At 72.4% G+C, this 20,049-nt stretch carries 16 protein-coding genes; 10 read left to right on the forward strand and 6 right to left on the reverse strand.

The window, feature by feature from the left end:
- Positions 1 to 119: 119 nt before the first annotated feature.
- The 8 genes from ACZ619_RS27545 (at position 120) to ACZ619_RS27580 (ending at position 11,273) form a co-directional block, all read left to right on the forward strand.
- The gene (locus ACZ619_RS27545; protein WP_469604202.1) at positions 120 to 1,463 is read left to right on the forward strand and encodes a sugar transferase; all 1,344 of its coding nucleotides are present in this window, start codon (positions 120 to 122) and stop codon (positions 1,461 to 1,463) included.
- A gap of 23 nt (positions 1,464 to 1,486) precedes the next feature.
- Complete coding sequence (locus ACZ619_RS27550) at positions 1,487 to 2,536, forward strand: Gfo/Idh/MocA family protein (protein WP_469604205.1); 1,050 nt, start codon at positions 1,487 to 1,489, stop codon at positions 2,534 to 2,536.
- 29 nt (positions 2,537 to 2,565) lie between these two features.
- Positions 2,566 to 3,540 carry an SDR family NAD(P)-dependent oxidoreductase gene (locus ACZ619_RS27555; RefSeq protein WP_469604207.1) on the forward strand — a complete coding sequence of 325 codons (975 nt, stop codon included), beginning with the start codon at positions 2,566 to 2,568 and terminating at the stop codon, positions 3,538 to 3,540.
- Positions 3,537 to 4,676 carry a DegT/DnrJ/EryC1/StrS family aminotransferase gene (locus tag ACZ619_RS27560; RefSeq protein ID WP_469604210.1) on the forward strand — a complete coding sequence of 380 codons (1,140 nt, stop codon included), beginning with the start codon at positions 3,537 to 3,539 and terminating at the stop codon, positions 4,674 to 4,676. Before ACZ619_RS27555 ends, ACZ619_RS27560 begins: the two co-directional genes overlap by 4 nt.
- On the forward strand, positions 4,673 to 5,362 hold the full coding sequence (locus ACZ619_RS27565; protein ID WP_469604212.1) for an acetyltransferase: 690 nt from the start codon (positions 4,673 to 4,675) through the stop codon (positions 5,360 to 5,362). Before ACZ619_RS27560 ends, ACZ619_RS27565 begins: the two co-directional genes overlap by 4 nt.
- Positions 5,359 to 6,477, forward strand: coding sequence for a DegT/DnrJ/EryC1/StrS family aminotransferase (locus ACZ619_RS27570; protein WP_469604215.1), 1,119 nt, complete (start codon positions 5,359 to 5,361; stop codon positions 6,475 to 6,477). Before ACZ619_RS27565 ends, ACZ619_RS27570 begins: the two co-directional genes overlap by 4 nt.
- Positions 6,478 to 6,547: 70 nt before the next feature.
- Positions 6,548 to 10,150, forward strand: coding sequence for a DUF4082 domain-containing protein (locus ACZ619_RS27575; protein ID WP_469604217.1), 3,603 nt, complete (start codon positions 6,548 to 6,550; stop codon positions 10,148 to 10,150).
- A 76-nt stretch (positions 10,151 to 10,226) separates the two neighbouring features.
- The gene (locus ACZ619_RS27580; protein ID WP_469604220.1) at positions 10,227 to 11,273 is read left to right on the forward strand and encodes a glycosyltransferase family 2 protein; all 1,047 of its coding nucleotides are present in this window, start codon (positions 10,227 to 10,229) and stop codon (positions 11,271 to 11,273) included.
- Between the two features lie 17 nt (positions 11,274 to 11,290).
- Here the strand turns inward: ACZ619_RS27580 and ACZ619_RS27585 are convergent, their stop codons facing one another.
- The gene (locus tag ACZ619_RS27585; protein ID WP_469604223.1) at positions 11,291 to 11,962 is read right to left on the reverse strand and encodes a hypothetical protein; all 672 of its coding nucleotides are present in this window, start codon (positions 11,960 to 11,962) and stop codon (positions 11,291 to 11,293) included.
- 68 nt (positions 11,963 to 12,030) lie between these two features.
- Between ACZ619_RS27585 and ACZ619_RS27590 the strand changes: the two genes are divergently transcribed.
- Entirely contained in the window at positions 12,031 to 14,064 is a 2,034-nt protein-coding gene (locus ACZ619_RS27590; protein WP_469604225.1) for an O-antigen ligase family protein, read from the forward strand.
- Complete coding sequence (locus tag ACZ619_RS27595) at positions 14,061 to 14,960, forward strand: glycosyltransferase family 2 protein (RefSeq protein WP_469604228.1); 900 nt, start codon at positions 14,061 to 14,063, stop codon at positions 14,958 to 14,960. The genes ACZ619_RS27590 and ACZ619_RS27595 overlap by 4 nt, the downstream gene beginning before the upstream one ends.
- A 10-nt stretch (positions 14,961 to 14,970) precedes the next feature.
- Here the strand turns inward: ACZ619_RS27595 and ACZ619_RS27600 are convergent, their stop codons facing one another.
- From ACZ619_RS27600 to ACZ619_RS27620, 5 genes are read right to left on the reverse strand one after another with little or no spacing between them, the layout of a single operon-like run.
- Positions 14,971 to 15,648, reverse strand: a complete 678-nt coding sequence (locus ACZ619_RS27600; RefSeq protein WP_469604230.1) for a class I SAM-dependent methyltransferase — start codon at positions 15,646 to 15,648, stop codon at positions 14,971 to 14,973.
- Positions 15,649 to 15,692: 44 nt separating this feature from the next.
- Complete coding sequence (locus tag ACZ619_RS27605; RefSeq protein ID WP_469604233.1) at positions 15,693 to 16,505, reverse strand: glycosyltransferase family 2 protein; 813 nt, start codon at positions 16,503 to 16,505, stop codon at positions 15,693 to 15,695.
- Positions 16,502 to 17,608: a right-handed parallel beta-helix repeat-containing protein gene (locus ACZ619_RS27610; RefSeq protein ID WP_469604236.1), complete on the reverse strand. Its 1,107-nt coding sequence runs from the start codon at positions 17,606 to 17,608 to the stop codon at positions 16,502 to 16,504. Before ACZ619_RS27610 ends, ACZ619_RS27605 begins: the two co-directional genes overlap by 4 nt.
- Positions 17,609 to 17,612: 4 nt before the next feature.
- Complete coding sequence (locus ACZ619_RS27615) at positions 17,613 to 19,169, reverse strand: oligosaccharide flippase family protein (RefSeq protein WP_469604239.1); 1,557 nt, start codon at positions 19,167 to 19,169, stop codon at positions 17,613 to 17,615.
- Positions 19,132 to 19,998 carry a YveK family protein gene (locus ACZ619_RS27620; protein ID WP_469604241.1) on the reverse strand — a complete coding sequence of 289 codons (867 nt, stop codon included), beginning with the start codon at positions 19,996 to 19,998 and terminating at the stop codon, positions 19,132 to 19,134. The genes ACZ619_RS27615 and ACZ619_RS27620 overlap by 38 nt, the downstream gene beginning before the upstream one ends.
- Positions 19,999 to 20,049: the final 51 nt, after the last annotated feature.

Here is a 20,049-nt window from a genome sequence, read left to right on the forward strand (position 1 = left end):
GCCGCGCATGTGGTGGGGGGCGCATGACCATTGAGGTCACGCATGAGCAATCGGTCGTGGAGCGCAGGAGTCCACTTGGCCGCCGAAGACGCTGGGAACGGAAGTACCGCATTGTCCTGTTGGTCGCGGACGGCCTCGCGGCCGTCGCCGCGGCCTTTCTGATCCACGCGGCCTACGGCCGCTGGGCGGTGGCCCTGGTGCTGCCCCCGACCTGGATCGTGGCCATGCTGGCCCACCGTTCCTACGACCGCGGCACGCTCGGTCTGGGGACCGAGGAGTACCGACGGGTGCTCCGCGGGGCCGTCGCGCTGCCGGCGCTCGCCGCCGCCGCGTACTGGCTGTTCACCCGGGATTCGGACCTCCTCCATGACATGATCATGGCTGCGGTGCCGGCCGCCGGGCTGGCGCTCGCGGGCCGGTACACACTGCGCCGCCGGCTGCACCGGCGCTGGGCGCGCAGCCGCGACGGCAGCGCGACGCTCCTGGTCGGGCCGTCGCACGGCATCGTGGAACTGGTCGCGGTGCTCAGGCGCGGCGGCACCCCGAAGCTCCAGGCCGCCGGCGTCTGCCTCACCGATCCCGAGAACGCCCGGGAGATACGCAAGCTGGGGCTTCCCGCCCTCGGCGGCGTCGGCGGCATGAACGACGTCGTCCGGGCCCTCGGCATCAACACCGTGGTGGTGCTGCCCGCACCCGAGTTCGACTCCTCCGTGCTGCGCCGGATGTCCTGGACCGCGGCCGTGCAGGGCGTCGACTTCCTGCTCGCCCCGGTGCTGACCGACGTGTCCGCCGCCCGGCTGGCGGTACGGCCCACCAACGGGGTGCCGCTGGTACGGATCAAGCCGCCGAACCTCTCCCGGCTCTCCCGGCTGCCCAAGGAACTCCTGGATCGTTTTCTCGCGTCCGCGCTGCTGGCGCTCCTCGCGCTGCCGATGCTGGCGATCGCCCTGGTCGTCCGGCTGGACAGCACCGGCCCCGCCCTGTTCCGCCAGCAGCGGGTGGGCCGGTACGGCGACCACTTCACCATGCTGAAGTTCCGCACCATGCGGCCCGACTCGGAGGCACTGCGCGCCGAACTGGAGCACCTCAACGAGAACAGCGACGGACTGCTGTTCAAGGTGAAGGAGGACCCGCGGATCACCCGCGTCGGCTCCTTCCTGCGCCGCAGCTCGCTCGACGAACTCCCGCAGCTCTTCAACGTCGTCAAGGGCCAGATGTCGCTCGTCGGGCCCCGGCCGCCGCTGCCCGAGGAGGTCGAGGAGTACTCGCCGGACATCAAGCGCCGGCTGCTGGTGAAGCCCGGCCTCACCGGACTGTGGCAGGTCAGCGGACGCTCCGACCTGCCCTGGGACGAGGCGGTCCGGCTCGATCTCGGATACGTGGACAACTGGTCGATGGGCCTGGACCTGTCGATCCTGGCGCGCACCGGTGCCGTCGTGGTGCGCGGAACGGGGGCCTACTGATGGACCACAGGAAGAGGAAGACAGTGACGCAGGAGCCGTTGGGGGTCGCGGTCGTCGGAGCCGGCTACTGGGGGCCCAACCTGGTACGCAACTTCCAGGCCTGCGAGGGCTTCCGGCTGCGCTGGCTGTGCGACCTCGACGTGGACCGGGCCCGCCGGGTCCTCGGCGGCTACTCGACGGTCGAGGCCACCTCGGACTACGCGGCCGTCCTCGCCGACCCGACCGTCTCCGCGGTCGCCGTGGCCACGCCCGCCGGCACCCATCTCGACATCGCGCTGGCCGCCCTGCGCGCCGGGAAGCACGTCCTCGTGGAGAAGCCGCTCGCGGCGACCTACGCCGACGGGATGCGCCTGGTGACCGAGGCCGAGGAACGCGGCCTCACCCTGATGTGCGACCACACCTACTGCTACACGCCCGCGGTGGGCCGGATCCGCGAACTGGTCCGCTCCGGCGAACTCGGCGAGGTCCACTTCGTCGACTCGGTCCGCATCAACCTCGGACTCGTCCAGAAGGACATCGACGTGCTGTGGGACCTCGCCCCGCACGACCTGTCGATCCTGGACTTCATCCTGCCGGCCGGCGTGGAGCCCGTCGCCGTCGCCGCCCACGGTGCCGACCCGATCGGCGCCGGACAGGCCTGCGTCGCCTATCTGACGCTCCAGCTCAGCACGGGGGCCATCGCCCACGTGCACGTCAACTGGCTCTCCCCGACCAAGGTGCGCACCACCATGGTCGGCGGCTCCAAGCGCACCCTGATCTGGGACGACCTCAACCCCGCCCAGCGGGTGGCGGTCTTCGACCGGGGCGTGGACCTCGCCTCGCCCCAGGAGATCGGCGCGGACGAACGCCGGGACATGCTCGTCTCCTACCGCTCCGGGGACATGGTCGCGCCCGCCATCGGGGAGAAGGAGGCGCTGCGCAGCATGGTCGACGAGTTCGGCGACGCGATCCGGCAGGGCCGTGCGCCGCTCACCGACGGCCGGGCCGGCCTCAGGGTGCTGGACATTCTCGAGGCGGCCTCGCGCAGCCTCGACTTCAAGGGCGCGGTCGTCGGCCTGCGCGCCGGGCGTTGAGCAAGCAATCCACCGAGAGGGCACAGCAGTTGAGCAGCGTACGCGGCAAGAAGATCCTGGTCACCGGGGGAGCGGGCACCATCGGCTCCAACCTCGTCGACCTGCTGGCCGAGGGCGGCGCCCGCGAGGTCGTCGTACTCGACAACTTCGTGCGCGGGCGGCGGGCCAACCTCGCCCAGGCCCTGCCCAGCGGTGTCGTGGAGATCGTCGAGGGCGACGTCCGGGACGCCGGCACCGTACGGAAGGTCACCGAGGGCGCCGACCTGGTGTTCCACCTCGCCGCGATCCGCATCACACAGTGCGCGGAGGAGCCCCGGCTCGCCAACGAGGTACTGGTCGACGGCACCTTCAACGTCCTGGAGGCGGCGGCCGCGGCCGGGGTCGCCAAGGTGGTCGCCTCGTCCTCGGCGTCCGTCTACGGCATGGCCGAGACCTTCCCGACGACCGAGCGCCACCACCCGTACAACAACGACACCTTCTACGGCGCCGCGAAGGCCTTCAACGAGGGCATGCTGCGCAGCTTCCACGCCATGTACGGGCTGGACTACGTGGCCCTGCGCTACTTCAACGTCTACGGCCCCCGGATGGACATCCACGGCCTCTACACCGAGGTGCTCATCCGCTGGATGGAGCGCATCGAGGCGGGCGAGCCGCCGCTGATCCTCGGCGACGGCACCCAGACCATGGACTTCGTCGACGTCCGCGACATCGCCAGGGCCAACGTCCTGGCCGCCGGGGCCGATCTGACCGACGAGGTCTTCAACATCGCGAGCGGCACGGAGACTTCGCTGAAGGAGCTGGCCGAGGGGCTGCTGGAGGCCATGGGGGCCGAGGGCATGGAGCCGGTGCACGGACCCGCCCGCTCGGTGAACTCGGTGGTCCGTCGGCTCGCCGACACCTCGCAGGCCGCCGACCGGCTCGGCTTCACGGCCGGGATCGACCTGCGCACCGGGCTGCGCGACCTGGTCCAGTGGTGGCGCGCGGAGCGGGAGGGCGCCCGGTGAGCACCGACCGCATCCCGGTGATGGTCCCCTGGCTCGGCGAGGAGGAGGCCAGGGCCGCCTCCGACGCGGTGCTGTCCGGGTGGGTCGCCCAGGGCCCCCGGGTCGCCGCCTTCGAGAAGGCCTTCGCCGAGCGGGTGGGCGCCGAGCACGGCATCGCCGTCAGCTCCTGCACCACCGCCCTGCACCTCTGCCTCGTCGCCCTCGGCATCGGCCCGGGCGACGAGGTCGTGGTGCCCTCGCTCTCCTTCATCGCCACCGCCAACGCCGTACGGTACGTCGGCGCCGAGCCGGTGTTCGCCGACGTCGACCCGGCCACCGGCAACCTCACCCCGGACACCGTGCACGTGGTCCGCACCGCGCGCACCAAGGCCGTCCTCGCCGTCCACCAGGGCGGCGTCCCGGCCGACGTGCACGCCCTGCGCGCCGCCTGCGCCGACCTGGACCTGCCCCTGGTCGAGGACGCGGCCTGCGCCATCGGCTCCACCGTCGGCGGCAAGCCCGTCGGCCACGGCGCGCTGCTCGCCGCCTGGTCCTTCCACCCGCGCAAGCTCGTCACCACCGGCGAGGGCGGCATGGTCACCACCGACGACGCCGAGTGGGCGGCCCGGCTGCGGCGGCTGCGCGAGCACGGCATGAACGCCTCGGCCGCGGACCGCCACGCCAGCGACAAGCCGGTCCTGGAGAGCTACCTGGAAGTCGGCTTCAACTACCGGATGACGGACGTCCAGGCCGCCATCGGACTCGTCCAGCTCGGCAAGCTCGACGCGATGATCGCCCGACGCCGCGAACTGGCCGCCCGCTACGACACGTTGCTGCACGACGTGCCCGGCCTCACCCCGGTGCGCGACCCCGCGCACGGGCAGAGCAACTTCCAGTCCTACTGGGTGCTGCTGGACGGGGACTTCCCGGCCGGCCGGGACGACCTGCTCGCGGCACTCTCCGGGGCCGGCGTCTCCGCCCGGCGCGGGATCATGGCCGCGCACCTCGAACCCGCCTACGCGGACCACCCCCGCGCACCGCTGCCGGTCACCGAGCGCCTCACCCGCGACTCGCTGATCCTGCCCCTGTTCCACACGATGACCGAGGCCCAGCAGGACCGTGTCGTGGCAGCGCTGCGCGAACAGGCCCGAAGATGAACGGACTCGTGATCGTCGGTGCGGGCGGCTTCGCCCGGGAGACCGCGCGGGCCGCGGCCGACTCGGGCGAGTTCAAGCTGCTCGGCCACCTCGACGACAACCCCGCCCTGCACGGCACCGAGGTGGACGGCGTTCCGGTCCTCGGCGGCTGCGAGCTGGTGCACGAGCTGCCCGGGGCACGGGTGGTCGTCTGTGTGGGCAACCCCCGGGACTACGCGGCCCGCGCCCGGCTGGTCCGCCGCCTCGGACTGCCCGCCGACCGCTACGCCACCGTCGTCCACCCGACGGCGGCGGTGTCCTCGACCTGCGAGGTCGGCCCCGGCACGGTCCTGCTCGCGCACTGCGCGCTGACCGCCGCCGTCCGGGTGGGCGCGCATGTCGCCGTGATGCCGCAGACCGTCCTCACCCACGACGACGTGGTCGAGGACTGCGCGACGCTCGCCTCCGGCGTCCGGCTGGGCGGCGGGGCACGGCTGGAGCGGGGCGCCTACGTGGGCTCCGGGGCCCTGGTCAGGGAGGGCACGACGGTCGGCGCCTGGTCGCTGGTCGGGATGGGGAGTGCCGTGCTCGGCGACATACCGCCGGGCGAGGTCTGGGTGGGGAGCCCGGCCCGGCGGCTGCGCGCGGCGGACGCGCCCGCGCTGGAAGAACTGCGGACACGGACAGTGGGGGGACCGCTGACATGAACCGGATACCACTCGTGGACCTCCGAGCGGCCCACGAGGAGGTCGCCGACGAGGTGCGGGCCGGATTCGACCGGATCCTGGCGGGCACCGCCTTCGTCGGCGGCGACGAGGTGCGCCGATTCGAGCACGAGTACGCGGAGTTCGGCGGCGTCGCGCACTGCGTGGGCGTCGCCAACGGCACCGACGCCGTCGAACTCGCCCTGCGGGCCGGCGGTGTCGGCGTCGGCGACGAGGTCGTCGTACCCGCCAACACCTTCATCGCCACCGCCGGCGCGGTGGCCAGGATCGGGGCCCGCCCGGTCCTCGCGGACTGCCTGCCCGGCAGCCACCTGCTCGACCCGCGGGCCGCGCTGGACGCGGTCGGCCCGGCGACGCGTGCCGTCGTCCCCGTCCATCTCTACGGGCAGATGGCCGACGTGGCGGCGCTGCACGGACAGCTCCCGGATCGCGTAAGGGTCGTCGAGGACGCCGCCCAGTGCCAGGGCGCGACCCGCGACGGACGCGCCCCGGGCGGCGCGGGCATCGCCGCCACCAGCTTCTACCCGGGCAAGAACCTCGGCGCCTACGGCGACGCCGGCGCGGTGCTCACCGACGACGAGGAACGCGCGGGCCTGGTGCGCGCGATCGCCAACCACGGCGGAGTCGCGAAGTACCGGCACGACGTGCCCGGCTTCAACAGCCGCCTGGACGGCCTCCAGGCCGTCGTCCTGCGCGCCAAACTGGCGCGGCTGGCGGAGGGTAACGCGGCCCGCCGGGCGGCCGCCGCCCGCTACGACGAACTCCTCGCCGGCCTCGCGGCCGACGGCCGGGTCGTCCTCCCGGTCACGGACCCCGGCAACCTCCACGTCTGGCACCTGTACGTCGTCCAGGTCGCCGGCGCCGACCGCGACGACGTCGTCGGCAAGCTGGGCGCCGAGGGCATCGGCGCCGGGGTGCACTATCCCGCGCCCGTCCACCTGACACCGGCGTACCGCCATCTCGGGTACGTCCGGGGCGACTTCCCGAACGCCGAGAAGGCGGCGGACCGGATCCTGTCGCTGCCGCTGTACCCGCAGATCACCCCCGACCAGCAGCAGCGCGTCGTCGACGCGTTCGCCGACGCGCTCGGCAGCTGACCGGTCCCCGAGTTTCACGCTCCACTCCGGCCCCCCGGCCGGCCCAGCACAGCACCGCTGAGAGGTACACATGAGAAAATGGAGCAGACGGATCCGGGGCGGGCGCCTCGCCGTCGTAGTGGCACTGATCCTCGCGGTGCTCCCGCTGGCCGGGTCCGCCCAGGCGGCGTCCGATCCGTGCGGGTCGGGCTCCAACCCGATCGTCTGCGAGAACTCCAAGACGGGCAGCCCGACGTCCGACTGGTTCTCGCCCAACGCCTACGGGGACATCAAGGGGTTCACGACCAAGGAGAGCGTCCAGGCCGGGGACACCGTCCAGTTCAAGGTCCAGTCGAAGACCTCGTACACCATCCAGATCTACCGGCTGGGCTGGTACGGCGGCGACGGCGCCCGCCAGATGTCGACCGCGGCCCAGGCCGCCGTGACCTACCCGGCCAACTTCACCTCCAGCCCGGCCAGTTGCACGACCAAGAGCAGCACGGGGCTGGTGGACTGCGGCAACTGGCCGGTGACCGCGACCTGGGCGGTGCCCAGCGACGCCGTGTCCGGCCTGTACATCGCGAACATCACGCAGACCGACGGCGACGGCCTGATGCCGTACCCGTTCGTCGTCCGTGACGACTCCAGCACCGCCGACATGGTCGTGCAGACCAGCGACCAGACCTGGCAGGCGTACAACGACTACGGCGGCCAGGACCTGTACGACGGCGCCGGGCCCGCGCCGGACGGCCGCGCCTACGAGGTCAGCTACAACCGCCCGCTGGACATCGGCGGCGACAACGGCATCTACGGCTCCGAGTACATGATGCTGTCCTGGCTGGAGCGCAACGGCTACGACGTCACCTACACCTCCGGCGTGGACGTGTCGCAGTCGAACGGCGCCGCCCAGCTGGAGAAGCACAAGGTGTACATGTCCTCCGGCCACGACGAGTACTGGACCCAGACCCAGTACTCCAACGTCCTCGCGGCCCGCAAGGCCGGAGTGCGGGAGGCCTTCTTCAGCGGCAACGAGGTCTTCTGGAAGACCAGGCTCGCCCCCAGCATCGACGGCACCAGCACCGCGGACCGCACCCTGGTCTGCTACAAGATGACCAAGATGGCCCAGAGCAACGGCATCGCCGACCCCAGCGGCGTCTGGACCGGCACCTGGATGGACCCGACCAGCACCGACTACGGCCAGTCCTACCAGCCGCCGAACATCCTCACCGGCTCCATGTTCACCGTCAACGGCTACCGCAGCGACGCCATCACGGTCCCCGGCTCCTACGGCAAGAACCGCATCTGGCGCAACACCTCCGTCGCGAACCTCACCGCCGGTCAGACGGCGACCTTCCCGACCGGGACGCTCGGCTACGAGTGGGACAGCGACATCGACAACGCCACCAGACCCGTCGGCGCCATCGACGTGTCGTCCACCACCGTCGACATCCAGGACGGCAAGCTCCGCACGGACTGGGGCAACGTCTACGGCAACGGCACGGCCACCCACAACCTCGTGGAGTTCCGCGACCAGGACTCCGGAGCCCTGGTCTTCGGGTCCGGAACCGTGCAGTGGTCGTGGGGCCTGACCAACGTGCCCACCTACAACCCCGACGACACCGTGGTCACCGAGGACTCCCGGATGCAGCAGGCGACGGTGAACATCCTCGCCGACATGGGCATCCAGCCGCTGACCCTGCAGAGCGGCCTCGTCTCGGCCTCGGCCTCCACCGACACCACCGGCCCCGCGGTCACCGTGACCAGCCCCGAGTCCGGGATCACCGTCCCGGCGCTGAAGCCGGTCACCGTCAAGGGCACCGCCAGCGACAGCGGCGGCGTGGTCGCCCGCGTCGAGGTGTCCACCGACGGCGGCTCGACCTGGCAGGCCGCCACCGGCCTGACCTCGTGGAGCTACACCTGGACCCCGACCACCCCGGGCACGGTGTCCGTCAAGGTCCGGGCGGTCGACGACAGCGTCAACATCGGATCGGTCACCACCATCCCGCTGACCGTCGGACCGCAGGCCTGCCCGTGCACCATCTGGGCCGCCTCGGCGGTGCCCGGCACCGTCAACGCGGGCGACGGCAGCTCGCTGGAGCTCGGCGTCAAGTTCCGGACCACCGTGGCCGGTTCGATCACCGGCGTGCGCTTCTACAAGTCGCCGGCCAACACCGGCACCCACACCGGCAGCCTGTGGACCGCCTCCGGCACCCGCCTGGCCACCGGCACCTTCACCGACGAGACCGCCTCCGGCTGGCAGCAGCTGAACTTCTCCTCCCCGGTGACCGTCAAGGCCAACACCACCTACGTCGCCTCGTACTTCGCGCCCAACGGCGGCTACTCCTTCGACACCACCCTCGCGAGCAGCGATGCCGGCCTGGCCCCGCTGACCGCGCTCAAGTCGGGCGTCGACGGCGGCAACGGCGTCTTCCACTACGGCTCCACCAGCGCCTTCCCGTCCTCGCAGGCCTCGGGCAGCAACTACTGGGTCGACGTGGTGCTCGACACCTCCACGGCCGGCACGACCCCGCCCACCGTCAGCTCGACCTCCCCGACCTCCGGGGCGACCGACGCGTCGATCACGGCACCGGTCTCGGCCACCTTCAGCGCGGCCGTCGACACCGACAGCGTGACCTTCACCGTGAAGGACGCGAACGGCGACACCGTGCCCGGTGCCGTCACCTTCCCCGCGTCGAACAAGGCGACCTTCACGCCGTCGACGGAACTGGACCTGAGCAGCACGTACACCGCTTCCGTACAGGCCTCGGACGTCTGGGGCAACGCCATGACGGACCCGGTGACCTGGTCGTTCAACACCAGTTCCACCCCGCCCGCGGTCACCTGCCCCTGCTCGCTGTGGAGTTCCTCGGCCGTCCCGGCCACCACCGACATGACCGCCGACTCCAACTCCGTGGAGCTGGGCACCCGGTTCACCTCGTCGGCGGCCGGCTGGGTCACCGGCGTCACCTTCTACAAGGGCACCGGCAACACCGGCACCCACACCGGCAGCCTGTGGACCGACGACGGCACCCTGCTCGCCAGCGGCACCTTCACCGGCGAGACCGCCTCCGGCTGGCAGACGCTGACCTTCGCCACCCCGGTGGCGATCACCGCGGACACCGCGTACGTGGCCTCGTACCACGCGCCCAACGGCAACTACGCCGTGGACGGCGGGTACTTCGCGGCGGCCCACAAGTCCTATCCGCTGACGGCCACGGCCGACACCACCGCACACCACAACGGGCTCTACAAGTACGGCAGCGACCCGGCCTTCCCCAACGGTTCCTACGGATCGTCGAACTACTGGGTGGGCCCGGTCTTCACCGCCGACGACCCGACCACGTCGCTGGCCGCCTCGGTCGCCGCCTCGGAGGTCGGCGCCGCCACCGTGGCGCACACCGCCGACGCGGCGAGCCCCCTGGTCCTGGCCCTGCCGGCCACGACCGGGGTGGCCTCCGTCAAGGCGACCGTGACCGTCCTGCGCGGCTCCAGGGCCGCGCGCGAGCTCCACGTCACGGCCGTCGTCTCCTACGACCGCAAGACGCACAGGGCGACCGTCCACCTGTCGGCCCCGCTGCCGGACGGCACCCGGTTCCGGGTCACCGTCACGGCCGGGGACAGCCACCGTCACACGGTGAAGTCCCGCAGCTGGACGCTCACCGGCAAGACCACCTACAAGAAGAAAAAGAACTGACCCGTCCCCACACACCGCCGGTGGCCCGCGCCCGCAACGGCGCGGGCCACCGACGGGGATTGGCTTCCCCCAACCGATGAGCAGCGTCAGTGTTGTCATCCCCTGCTACAAGTACGGCCACTTCCTCGCCGACTGCGTGAGCAGCGTCCTGGACGAGCAGGACGGCGTCGACGTCCGGGTGCTCATCATCGACGACGCCTCGCCCGACGACTCGGCGGAGGTCGCCCACAAGCTGGCCGCCGCCGACCCGCGGATCGAGGTCCGGGTCCACGAGACCAACAAGCGCCACATCGCCACCTACAACGAAGGCCTCCTGGACTGGGCCGACGGGGACTACGTCGCCCTGCTGTCGGCCGACGACCGGCTGGTGCCGGGCGCGCTGGTGCGCGCCGCGGCCCTCCTGGACGCCCACCCCGAGGCGGGCTTCGCCTACGGGCGCCCGCTGCGCTTCCAGCACGGCGGCCCGCTGCCCAAGGCCCGTACCCACAGCACCGGTTCGGTCGTCTACCCCGGCCACTGGTGGCTGGAGCGCCGCTTCCGCGAGGGCACCGGCTGCATCACCTCGCCGGAGGTCGTCGTGCGCACCGGACTCCAGCGCAAGGTCGGCGGCTACGACCCCGCCCTGCCGCACGCCGGCGACATCGAGATGTGGATGCGGCTCGCCGCCCACGCCGACGTCGGCTACGTCCGCGGCGCCGACCAGGCCTTCTACCGCGTGCACGGCAAGAACATGTCCACCGTCGACTTCGGCGGCCAGCTCGACGACCTGCGCCAGCGCCTGGTCGCCTTCGACTCGGTGCTCACCAAGTGCGGCGACCGGCTGCCGCACGCCGGCCGGCTGGCCGAGCAGGTCCACACCCGCCTCGCCCGCCACGCCCTGCGCCGCGCCTACCGGGCCTACGACCGGGGCCGCACCGGCGTCGTACCGGTCGAGGAGTGCGTGGCGTTCGCCGCCCAGTGCCTGCCGGAGTACCGGGCGCTGCCCGAGTACCGGGCGCTGCGGCTGCGCCGGCGGATCGGGCCGAAGGCGATGCCGTACCTGCAGCCCCTGGTGTGGTCGGCCGTGGCCGAGCGCGGCCGGGAGGCGCTGTGGTGGGAGTCCTGGAAGCGCCGCGGCATCTGATGCGCGATCAGTTCGGTTCAGCCCGCCACCGGCAGCCCGCCGGCGGGGCGCACCGCCTTCGGCAGGCCGCCCCCGCCGGTCCTGCGGCGCAGCGCGTACCGGTCCCACCACAGCGCGCCCAGGACGCCCCCGATCCCGCCCAGCAGGGCCGTACCGGCCAGCGCCCGGGTCCTGTTGCCCTGCACCGGGGTGGCGCTGGCGGCGACCAGGACGGAGGCGCTGATCCGCGCCTGAGGGGCCACGCCCTGCGCGTCCTGCAACGCCGTCACGTGCTCGGTGTACACCTCGATGACCCGGCCGACCGCGGTGTCGGCGTCCACCGCCCCGGAGCGCTTCGCCTGCACCTGGACCGAGGGGATCAGATAGCGCGGTGTCGCGCTGGTGCCGCTGTTGCGCGGGATCAGCTGGTACGTCCCGCGCACCCCGGCGGCGGCCAGCTCCCTGCGCCCGGCCGGCGACTCCAGCTGCTGGATGACCCCGTACGACAGGGTGGCCAGCGGCGGCTGGAGGTTGGTGAGCTGGTTGGGCTGGTTGCCGGTCACGGGCGGTTTGAGCACGACCACCGCCGAACTCAGGTACTGCGGTGCGGGATGCAGCACCCGGTAGGCACCGGCGGCCGTCAGCACGAGCGCGAACAGCAGTACGTACCACCGGCGGAGCAGCGCTTCGGCGACGTCACGAGGCGACACGGGGATTCCTTCCGTCGCCACAGATCCTCGCAGGCGCCGGGGCGAACCGCCACCAAAAGGGAGATCTCATGAGCCTCGCCGACCTCTTGGCGATCATGCGCAGGCGGTGGTACTTCATGGTGCCCCTCACCCTGCTCAGCCTGCTCGCGGGCGGATACCTGTACCGCACCATCCCGGTGTCCTACGAGTCGCAGAGCTCGGTCACGCTCCTCGACTCCTCGGCGATCGCCGACATGGCTCCCACCTTCGGCAACCCCCTCTCGAACGCGGGCGGTTCACTGGTCGTCACCGCCGACGTGCTGATCAGGACGCTCCAGTCCGGCGACTCGGCGAAGGAGCTGCGCTCGCGCGGCGTCACGGACCCGTACACGGTCGGGTTCGCGGCGCAGTCCGACAGCCCGCTGCTCACCCTCGGCGTCACCGGCACCGACCGGGCGAAGGTGCTCCGCGAGACCACCACCCTGACCGCCTTCACCGGCGAACAGCTCAAGGCGCTCCAGGCCGCCTCCAAGGTGCCGGCGGTGTACACGGTGCAGAGCGCGCCGGTCGTACTGCCGCAGACCCCCGTCTCGGAGTCGAAGAGCCGCTACCAGAACATCGCGGCGGTCCTCATCGCCGGGACGGTCGCCGCCTTCCTGCTGTCCATCCTCGCCGAGGGCGTCGCGGTGGTGCGCCGCCGCGGACGCGCCCTCGCCGGGTACGTGCCCCGGCGCCACCGCGCCAGCCCGCCGGAGCGGCCCAAGGGGCTGCTGGTGCGCAGGCTGGACGCCACGACGGTCCTCACCGGCTACCTGGTGCTGGCCTTCTTCGTCCCCTCGAACCTCACCCTGCCCGCGCTCGGCGGCGTCGGCACCCCGGCCAACGTCTTCGCCCTGCTGGGACTGCTCTGGTACCTGGCCACCTGGCTCGGCGGCCGCATCCTGCCGGCCCGCGACACCAGACTGCCGCGCGTGGTCATGTGCCTGCTCGCGGCGGCGGTGCTGCTCTCCTACCTCGCCGACGCGACCCGCGAGAGCTCGCACGAGGAGGTCCTGGGAGCCGACCGGGGCCTCATCGGCCTCGGGGTGTGGACGGCGCTGGTGGTGCTCACCTCGGCCGGCATCCAGGAGCGCAGCCGCCTGGACACCCTGATGCGCCGGCTCGTCGTGCTGGGCACGGTCGTCGCCCTGATCGGCTACTACGACTTCTTCGCCGCCACCAACATCGCCGACTCCATCCACATCCCCGGTCTCCAGTCGAGCACCGCCGGGATCAGCACCATGGACCGCGGCTCGTTCACCCGGCCCCGCTCCACCACCGCCCATCCGCTGGAGTTCGGCGGCATGCTCGCCATCCTGGTCCCCTTCGCCGTCCACCAGGCCTTCGACCCGGTACGCCGCCACGCGGGCCCGCTGCGCCGCTGGGGACCCGTGGCGGTCATGGCGGGCGCGCTGCCGCTCACGGTGTCCCGCACCTCCATCATCGGCGCCTTCATCGTGATCCTGGTGATGGTGCCGCGCTGGAAGCCGGAGCGCCGCTGGGCCGCCATCGGGCTGGTCCTCGGCTCGGTGGCCGTCTTCAAGGTGATCATCCCGGGTCTGATCGGGACCATCACCGGCCTGTTCGCCAGCTTCCTGTCCAACTCCGACAGCAGCACCCAGGCACGCACCGTGAAGTACAGCGCGATCGTTCCCTACCTGGAGGAACACCCCTGGTTCGGAAGGGGGTTCGGCACCTTCACCCCCGACCTCTACTTCTTCACGGACAACCAGTACATGCTGACCCTGGCCGAGACGGGCGCCCTGGGACTGCTCGCGCTGCTCGCCCTGTTCGTCACCGGCATCCACCAGGGCGGCGCCGTCCGCAGGCTCGCCCGCACCGAGTCGGACCGGGAACTGGGCCAGGCGTTCCTCGCCTCGGCCCTGGTCGCCCTCGTCATCAGCGCCACCTTCGACGCGCTGAGCTTCCCCATGTACGCCGGGATGTTCTTCCTGACCCTGGGGGCCGGCGGCAGCTACCTCGGCTTCATCCGCCGGGAGGCGGCCGGCCCCGCCGCGCCCGCGCCCCGCGACACCTCCGCAGCACCCGAACCCGAACTGCCCCCACTCGTGGAGTCCCGATGAGCACCGTCGCCGTCATCGTCGTCACCTGGAACAGCGCCTCGGTGCTCCCCGGGTTCCTCGCCGCGCTGCCCGACGGGATGGCCGGCCTCGACTGGCGGCTGGTCGTCGCGGACAACGACTCCGCCGACGACACCGTCGAGGTGCTGCGGACCCTCGCGCCGGACGCCACGGTGGTCGAGACCGGCCGCAACGCCGGGTACGCGGCCGGGATCAACGCGGCGCTGCGGGCCGCCGGGGACCACGACGCCGTGCTGGTCTGCAACCCCGACGTGCGGATGCGGCAGGGCTGCGCCAAACGCCTCGTCGACAGCCTGGGAGACGGGGTCGGGATCGCCGTACCGCTGCTCTACGAGGAGGGCTCGGACACCCCGCACCGCTCGCTGCGCCGGGAGTCGACCGTGTTGCGGGCGCTCGGCGAGGCGGTGATCGGCAACACCCGGGCGGGACGCTTCCCGGCGCTGAGCGAGCTGGTCACCGACCCCGGCGCCTACCGGAACACCACCCGCGCGGACTGGGCGACCGGCGCGCTGATGGCCGTCTCCGCGCCGTGCCTGGCCGCCTGCGGCCCCTGGGACGAGTCCTTCTTCCTCTACTCGGAGGAGACCGAGTTCTGCCTGCGCGCCCGGGACCTGGGGTTCGCCACCCAGCTGGAGCCCACCGCGGACGCCGTCCACCTGGGCGGCGACTCCCAGGTGTCGCCCAGGCTCTGGAGCCTGCTCACCCTCAACCGGGTCCGGCTGTACCGCCGTCGGCACGGCGCACCGGCAACGGCCCTGTTCCACGCCGCCGTTCTGCTCCGCGAGACCTCCCGCGCGGCCCTGGGCCGCCCGGCCAGCCGGGCGGCCGCGGCCGAACTGGTCCGGCCGGGAGCCCTGCGCAGGACGCCGGGCCCGTGAGCGCGCCCGGTCAGCCGGCCTCCTGCGACCGCACGGCCATCAGCGACTTCGGTACGCCCAGCACCCGTTCGCTCAGCAGCTCGGAGCGGGGGAACAGGTAGCGCATCTCGGCCCGGGTCAGCAGCTCGATGTTGACGACGGCGTCCATCGCCGACTCGGGGCTGTCGGGGCGGCTGTGCACCAGCGGCCAGCGCCGCACCAGCCGCGCCCGCGCGGCCAGCGGCAGGAACTGGAAGCCGGGGGCCACGAAGTGCGGCTCGACGGGGAAGTAGCGGTACGGCGTCTGGATCCAGTGCAGCGGCGCCAGCCGCTCGACGGCGGCCACGAACCTCCGCCGCTGGCTGTGGCCGCCGACGTGCTCGATGGTCGAGTTGGAGAACACCAGGTCGTAGCCGCCGTCGGCGCTGAGCGCGGCGGCCGTCTGCGGGTCGGTGACGTCGGCGTTCTCGGCGGTGATCCAGTCGGGCAGCCCGGCCGGGTGCGCCTCCAGGTTGATCAGGTGGACGTGCTTGGCGCGCACGGGGGCACGCAGCCACATCTCGGCCGTCCCGCCCAGGTCGACCACGCTCATGTTCTCGATACCGGGGAAGCAGCGCCGCAAGCGTTCCCAGCGGGCGATGCGCAGTCTCTCGCCGAGTGAGCCGGGGGCGTCGACGAACTTGTTCCTGAGGGCGCGGGACGGTGCCACGGGATCAACCACCTGTGGTCGGAGCGGACGGGGAGCGGAGGGCCTCAACTGGGCTGCCGCCATTGGGTGTAGAAGCTGGCGGGGTTCATCAGGTACCGGACGGTGGGGTGCGGCAGATGACGCACCCGGTGTCTGCGGCCGTAGCGGCGGATCAGCTCCCAGTCCTCCCGGGGCAGCACCTCCGGGGTCCGGCGCAGTCGGCTGAAGTGCAGGGCCCGGGTGCGCCGGGCGACGAAGGCGTTGGTGTCCAGGAAGGCCTCGCGGGCGGCCCGGCGCCGGTCGTAGGGCACCGAGAGGACGTCGTTCTCGCTGCCGTCGGGCCGGACCCTGCGCAGCGCCGTGTACACGGCGTCGGGCCCGCCGGGGGCCTGAAGGGCCGCCAGCGCCCGCTCCAGGTGGTCGGGTTCCCACAGGTTGTCGTCGTCCAGGAAGGCCACGTACCGCGAGCGGGTGAGCCGGATGCCCACGTTGCGCACCACGCCCGCCACCCCGGTGTTGCGTGCCAGCGAGACGGCGAACAGGCGTGGATCGTCCGGCAGTTCGGGCAGCCCGGCGCCGTCGTCGACGACGATGACGACCTGGTCGCTCACGGTCTGGTCCAGGGCCGAGCGCACGGCGGCCCGCAGCGCCAGGGGCCGCCGGTGGGTGGCGATCACCGTGGCGACCAGTGCCGTGGGCGGCGCCGGCAGAGTGGCGGCCAGCCGGCGGGTCTCGGCGGCCTCCGTCCGCCGCAGGCGCACCGCGCCCGGCGCGAGCAGGACCTTGTTCCTGGCCTCGAAGAGCACCAGCCAGCCGAACAGCGCCTTCAGCAGCGTCCAGGGCGCCCGTGCGGCACGGCGTGCCGCTCCGCCGGTCACGAGGCCGGCTCCGGGCGCACCGGGCGGCCGTCGGACAGCCGGTTGCCGCGCCAGACGTTCCCGGCACCGTCCGCGTTCCAGTGGGCGACGGTGCCGTAGCCGCCGGAGGCGGGGTGGTACTGGGTGGAGAACACGTTGTCCGTGACCTTGATCCCGGTGGCGCCCGTGGAGCCGCCGTAGAGGGCGTAGGCCCCGCCGGCGATCCAGTTGTGGTCGACGGTGACGTTGCGGACCACCCCGGTGTCCGCGAACAGGCCGATGCTGCCCGAGGCGCCCTCCTTGATTCCCGTCGGGTTGAGCAGGGTGTTGTGCCGGATGACCAGGTGCCCGGTGTTGCCGCCGCCGCTGATCACCGCGTTGGTGTGCTGCCACTCGCCGCTCTGGTTCACGAACGGCTCGATGTCGTGGACGTAGTTGTCGTGGATGTCGCCCTGGCCCATGGACAGGGCGTCGCCGAACACGGAGACGTCGCACCAGCCGACCTCGACGGAGCTGCCCCCCATGTTGGAGACCGCGTAGTCGACGCCGCCGTTGTCCGGTCCCTTGCCGGGCACGGCGGTGATGGTGGAGTGCAGGACGCGCAGTCCGTGGTAGCCGGGGCGCAGGTTGACGCCCCACCAGTTGGTGGAGGTGATCTTCGTGTCGATCACGGTGACGTCGTCGGCGTAGATGTCGAGCGAGCCGGTGATGTCCCAGCCCCGGATGACGGTGCCGTTCTCGCGCACGGACATGTCGCCGGTCCGGTGCGGGGTGAGCGGGATGCGGGGCCCGGTGGTGCGGGCGTCGGGGAACCCGCAGGCGGCGGGGGAGGCGCAGGCGTCGCGGGACACCGGTTTCCCGGAGCCGCCGCCACCGCCCGTCGCGGTGGGGGCGGCCGTGGTGGCCGGTACGGAGGTGGCGCTCGGGGACGCCGCGGTGGCCGGCGTGGCCGGCGAGGAGGCGTCCGTGGTCGCGGGGCGTCCGCTCGCCGGGCAGGTCAGCGCGGAGTCCGGGCAGGCCGGCAGGGCGGACCCGTCCGAGTCCGAGCAGGCCGTGCCCGCGACCGTGAGCAGTACCGCGAGCAGCAGTCCCGCGAGGGCGTCGGTGCCGGTACGTCGTGACATGGACTCACCTCGTGCCCTGGGGGGAGGAGCCGGCGGGAGCGGCCCTGCGGGGCCGCTCGACCCCACGCAGGAAGTCACGGCTGGGCAGCACGCAGACCGCGTAGCCGGCCAGTGCGACGGACCCGGTGATGAGGAGCGCGAGCCGCCCGTCGCCGAGCGGGGCCCGCAGGCCGAGGACGATCACGGTCATCACGGCGCCGCCCAGGAAGGGCCACGCGCAGGCCCGGGCGATCCGGCCGATGCCGATGCCGCCCCGGTGCAGGGCGATCAGGAACACGGGCACCACCAGGCCGCCGGCGACCAGGACATGGCCCTGGGAGACACCGACGATGCCGTTGAGGCGGGCGCAGGCCAGGAGCACCGGGACCAGCGCCACCAGCCACAGGCCCTGCACCAGGAAGAGCGAGCGGCGCTGTCCGATCGCGACCAGGCAGTCGTAGGCCAGTTCGCCGCCGATGCGGATCAGGCCGAGGGCCATCAGCCAGGGCAGGGCGGCCGCGGCGGGGGTCCACCGGCCGCCGTAGATCAGGCGGACGACCGGTTCGGCGAGTCCGCCCAGCAGCACGCAGAGCGGCACCGTACCGGTGATCAGCACGCCCAGGGCACGGCTGAAGCCCTGGGCGAGCGCCTGCGGCGAGGCGGCCAGCCGGGAGAACCCCGCGAAGGAGACCCGGCGGGCGGCCTCGGAGATGATGCGCACGGGCCAGCCGGAGATGTTGAACGCGAGCACGTAGAACCCCAGCGAGACGTTGCCCAGGGTCGCGCCCACCACCATGGTGTCGACGTTGACCACCGCCAGGGCCAGCATGCTCGCCCCCGCCAGCGGCAGCCCGAACCGCAGCAGCGCCCGGGCCTGTGCGGAGTCCCAGCCGAACCTCAGGGTGCCCGGCGCCGCCAGCGCGCAGCCGATCAGCGTGACGACGTTCCCGGCCACCGAGCCCCAGGCGAAGCTCATCGCGCCCCAGCCCTCGAAGGCCAGCCAGAGTGTGACGGCGGTGCCGAGCACGAAGTTGAGCGCGTCGATGACCATCCGCCGGCCCTGGGCGAACTCCCGGGTGAGGAAGCCGGCCGGGACCTGGGCCACCCCGTCGATCACCACGCACAGGCACATCACCCGCAGCACGCCCGCGGCGTGCGGCGAGCCCAGCAGCCCGGCCACCGCCGGCGCGGTCGCGAACAGCGCCACGTACAGCAGGCCGCTGGAGAGGGTGCTCAGGGTCAGCACGGTCGGCGCGAACCGCTTCGCGTCCCCCTCCCAGCGCACGATGGCCAGGCCCACGCCCAGCTCGTTCGCGGAGAGCAGCACGAGCAGCACGGTCTGGGCGATGCCGTACACACCCCACTCCGCCGGGCCGAGCGCGAAGCGGGCCAGCAGGATGCCGGTCGCGAAGTTGCCCAGGCGCATCACGACGGTGTTGATCAGGCTCCACCGCGCCGCCGAGCGGACCTTGCGGCCCAGCGACGGAGCGGCGGCGGGTGCGGCGGGTGTCACCGGTGCGGCAGGAGCGGGCGCGTCGCTCGTCTCACCGGTCCCGCTGTCCGGTGCGCGGGCGATGTCCATGAGTCGACTCCTCGTCGAGCGGCTCGGCGGCGGACGCCACGGCCATGGCGGGCTGTGGCGCGTCGGGCTCTGTGCCGGCCGGACCGCCCGCGGCGGACTGCGACCAGCTGGGCGGCTGCCGGATGGCGAGCGTCTCCTCCACCGGCGACTCCCCGCCCGGGGCGGGGGCGGCGGCCGGCCGCTCCCGCGGTCCGGCGGGTCCGCCGGGTCCGGCCTGCGGCGACGGCCGGTGCGGCCGCCTGCGCGCCTCCAGGTAGAAGGCGGTGGCGAGGGTGAGCACCAGGCCCAGTGCCCCGGCCATGACCATGTACTCGAGCCGGGTCTTGGTCTGCGCCACGGGATTCTGCGGCGGCACGATGGTCGTCATCCGGATCATGGCCTTCGGGGCGACCGACTGGTCCTTCTGGAACTGGTCCAGCCGCTCCTTGGCGTACCCGGTGAGGATCTTGTCCGAGGCCAGGACGGAGTCCCGGTCGGTGCCGGTGACGGTGAGCCACATCAGCGGCCCCTGGGCGTTGTCGGCGAGCTTGGCGTCGAACGTGCCCTTCGCGCCACGGGCCTTGAGATCCCGCAGCGAGTCGTCGGAGTTGAGGTTGCGGGCCAGGCTGTCGGCCATGCCGGTGAGCGAGGTCTGGGTGCTGAGGAACGGATTTCCGTCGTAAGCCTGGGTGGCCTTCTGGGAGTTCAGCAGTACCACCGTGCTCTGCGACTGGTACGTGACCGGGACCAGCACGGTCACCGCGACGATCAGGCCGGCGGTGACCAGCAGTCCCGGCAGCAGGACGTACCAGCGCCTGCGCATGACCCGGAAGATCTCAGCGAGATCCATGACGGTTCCCCCTAGCGACCAGACGTTCGAAATGCGTGAGTTGCAAGCGGA

The organism is Streptomyces sp. NPDC104367, from assembly GCF_055583825.1.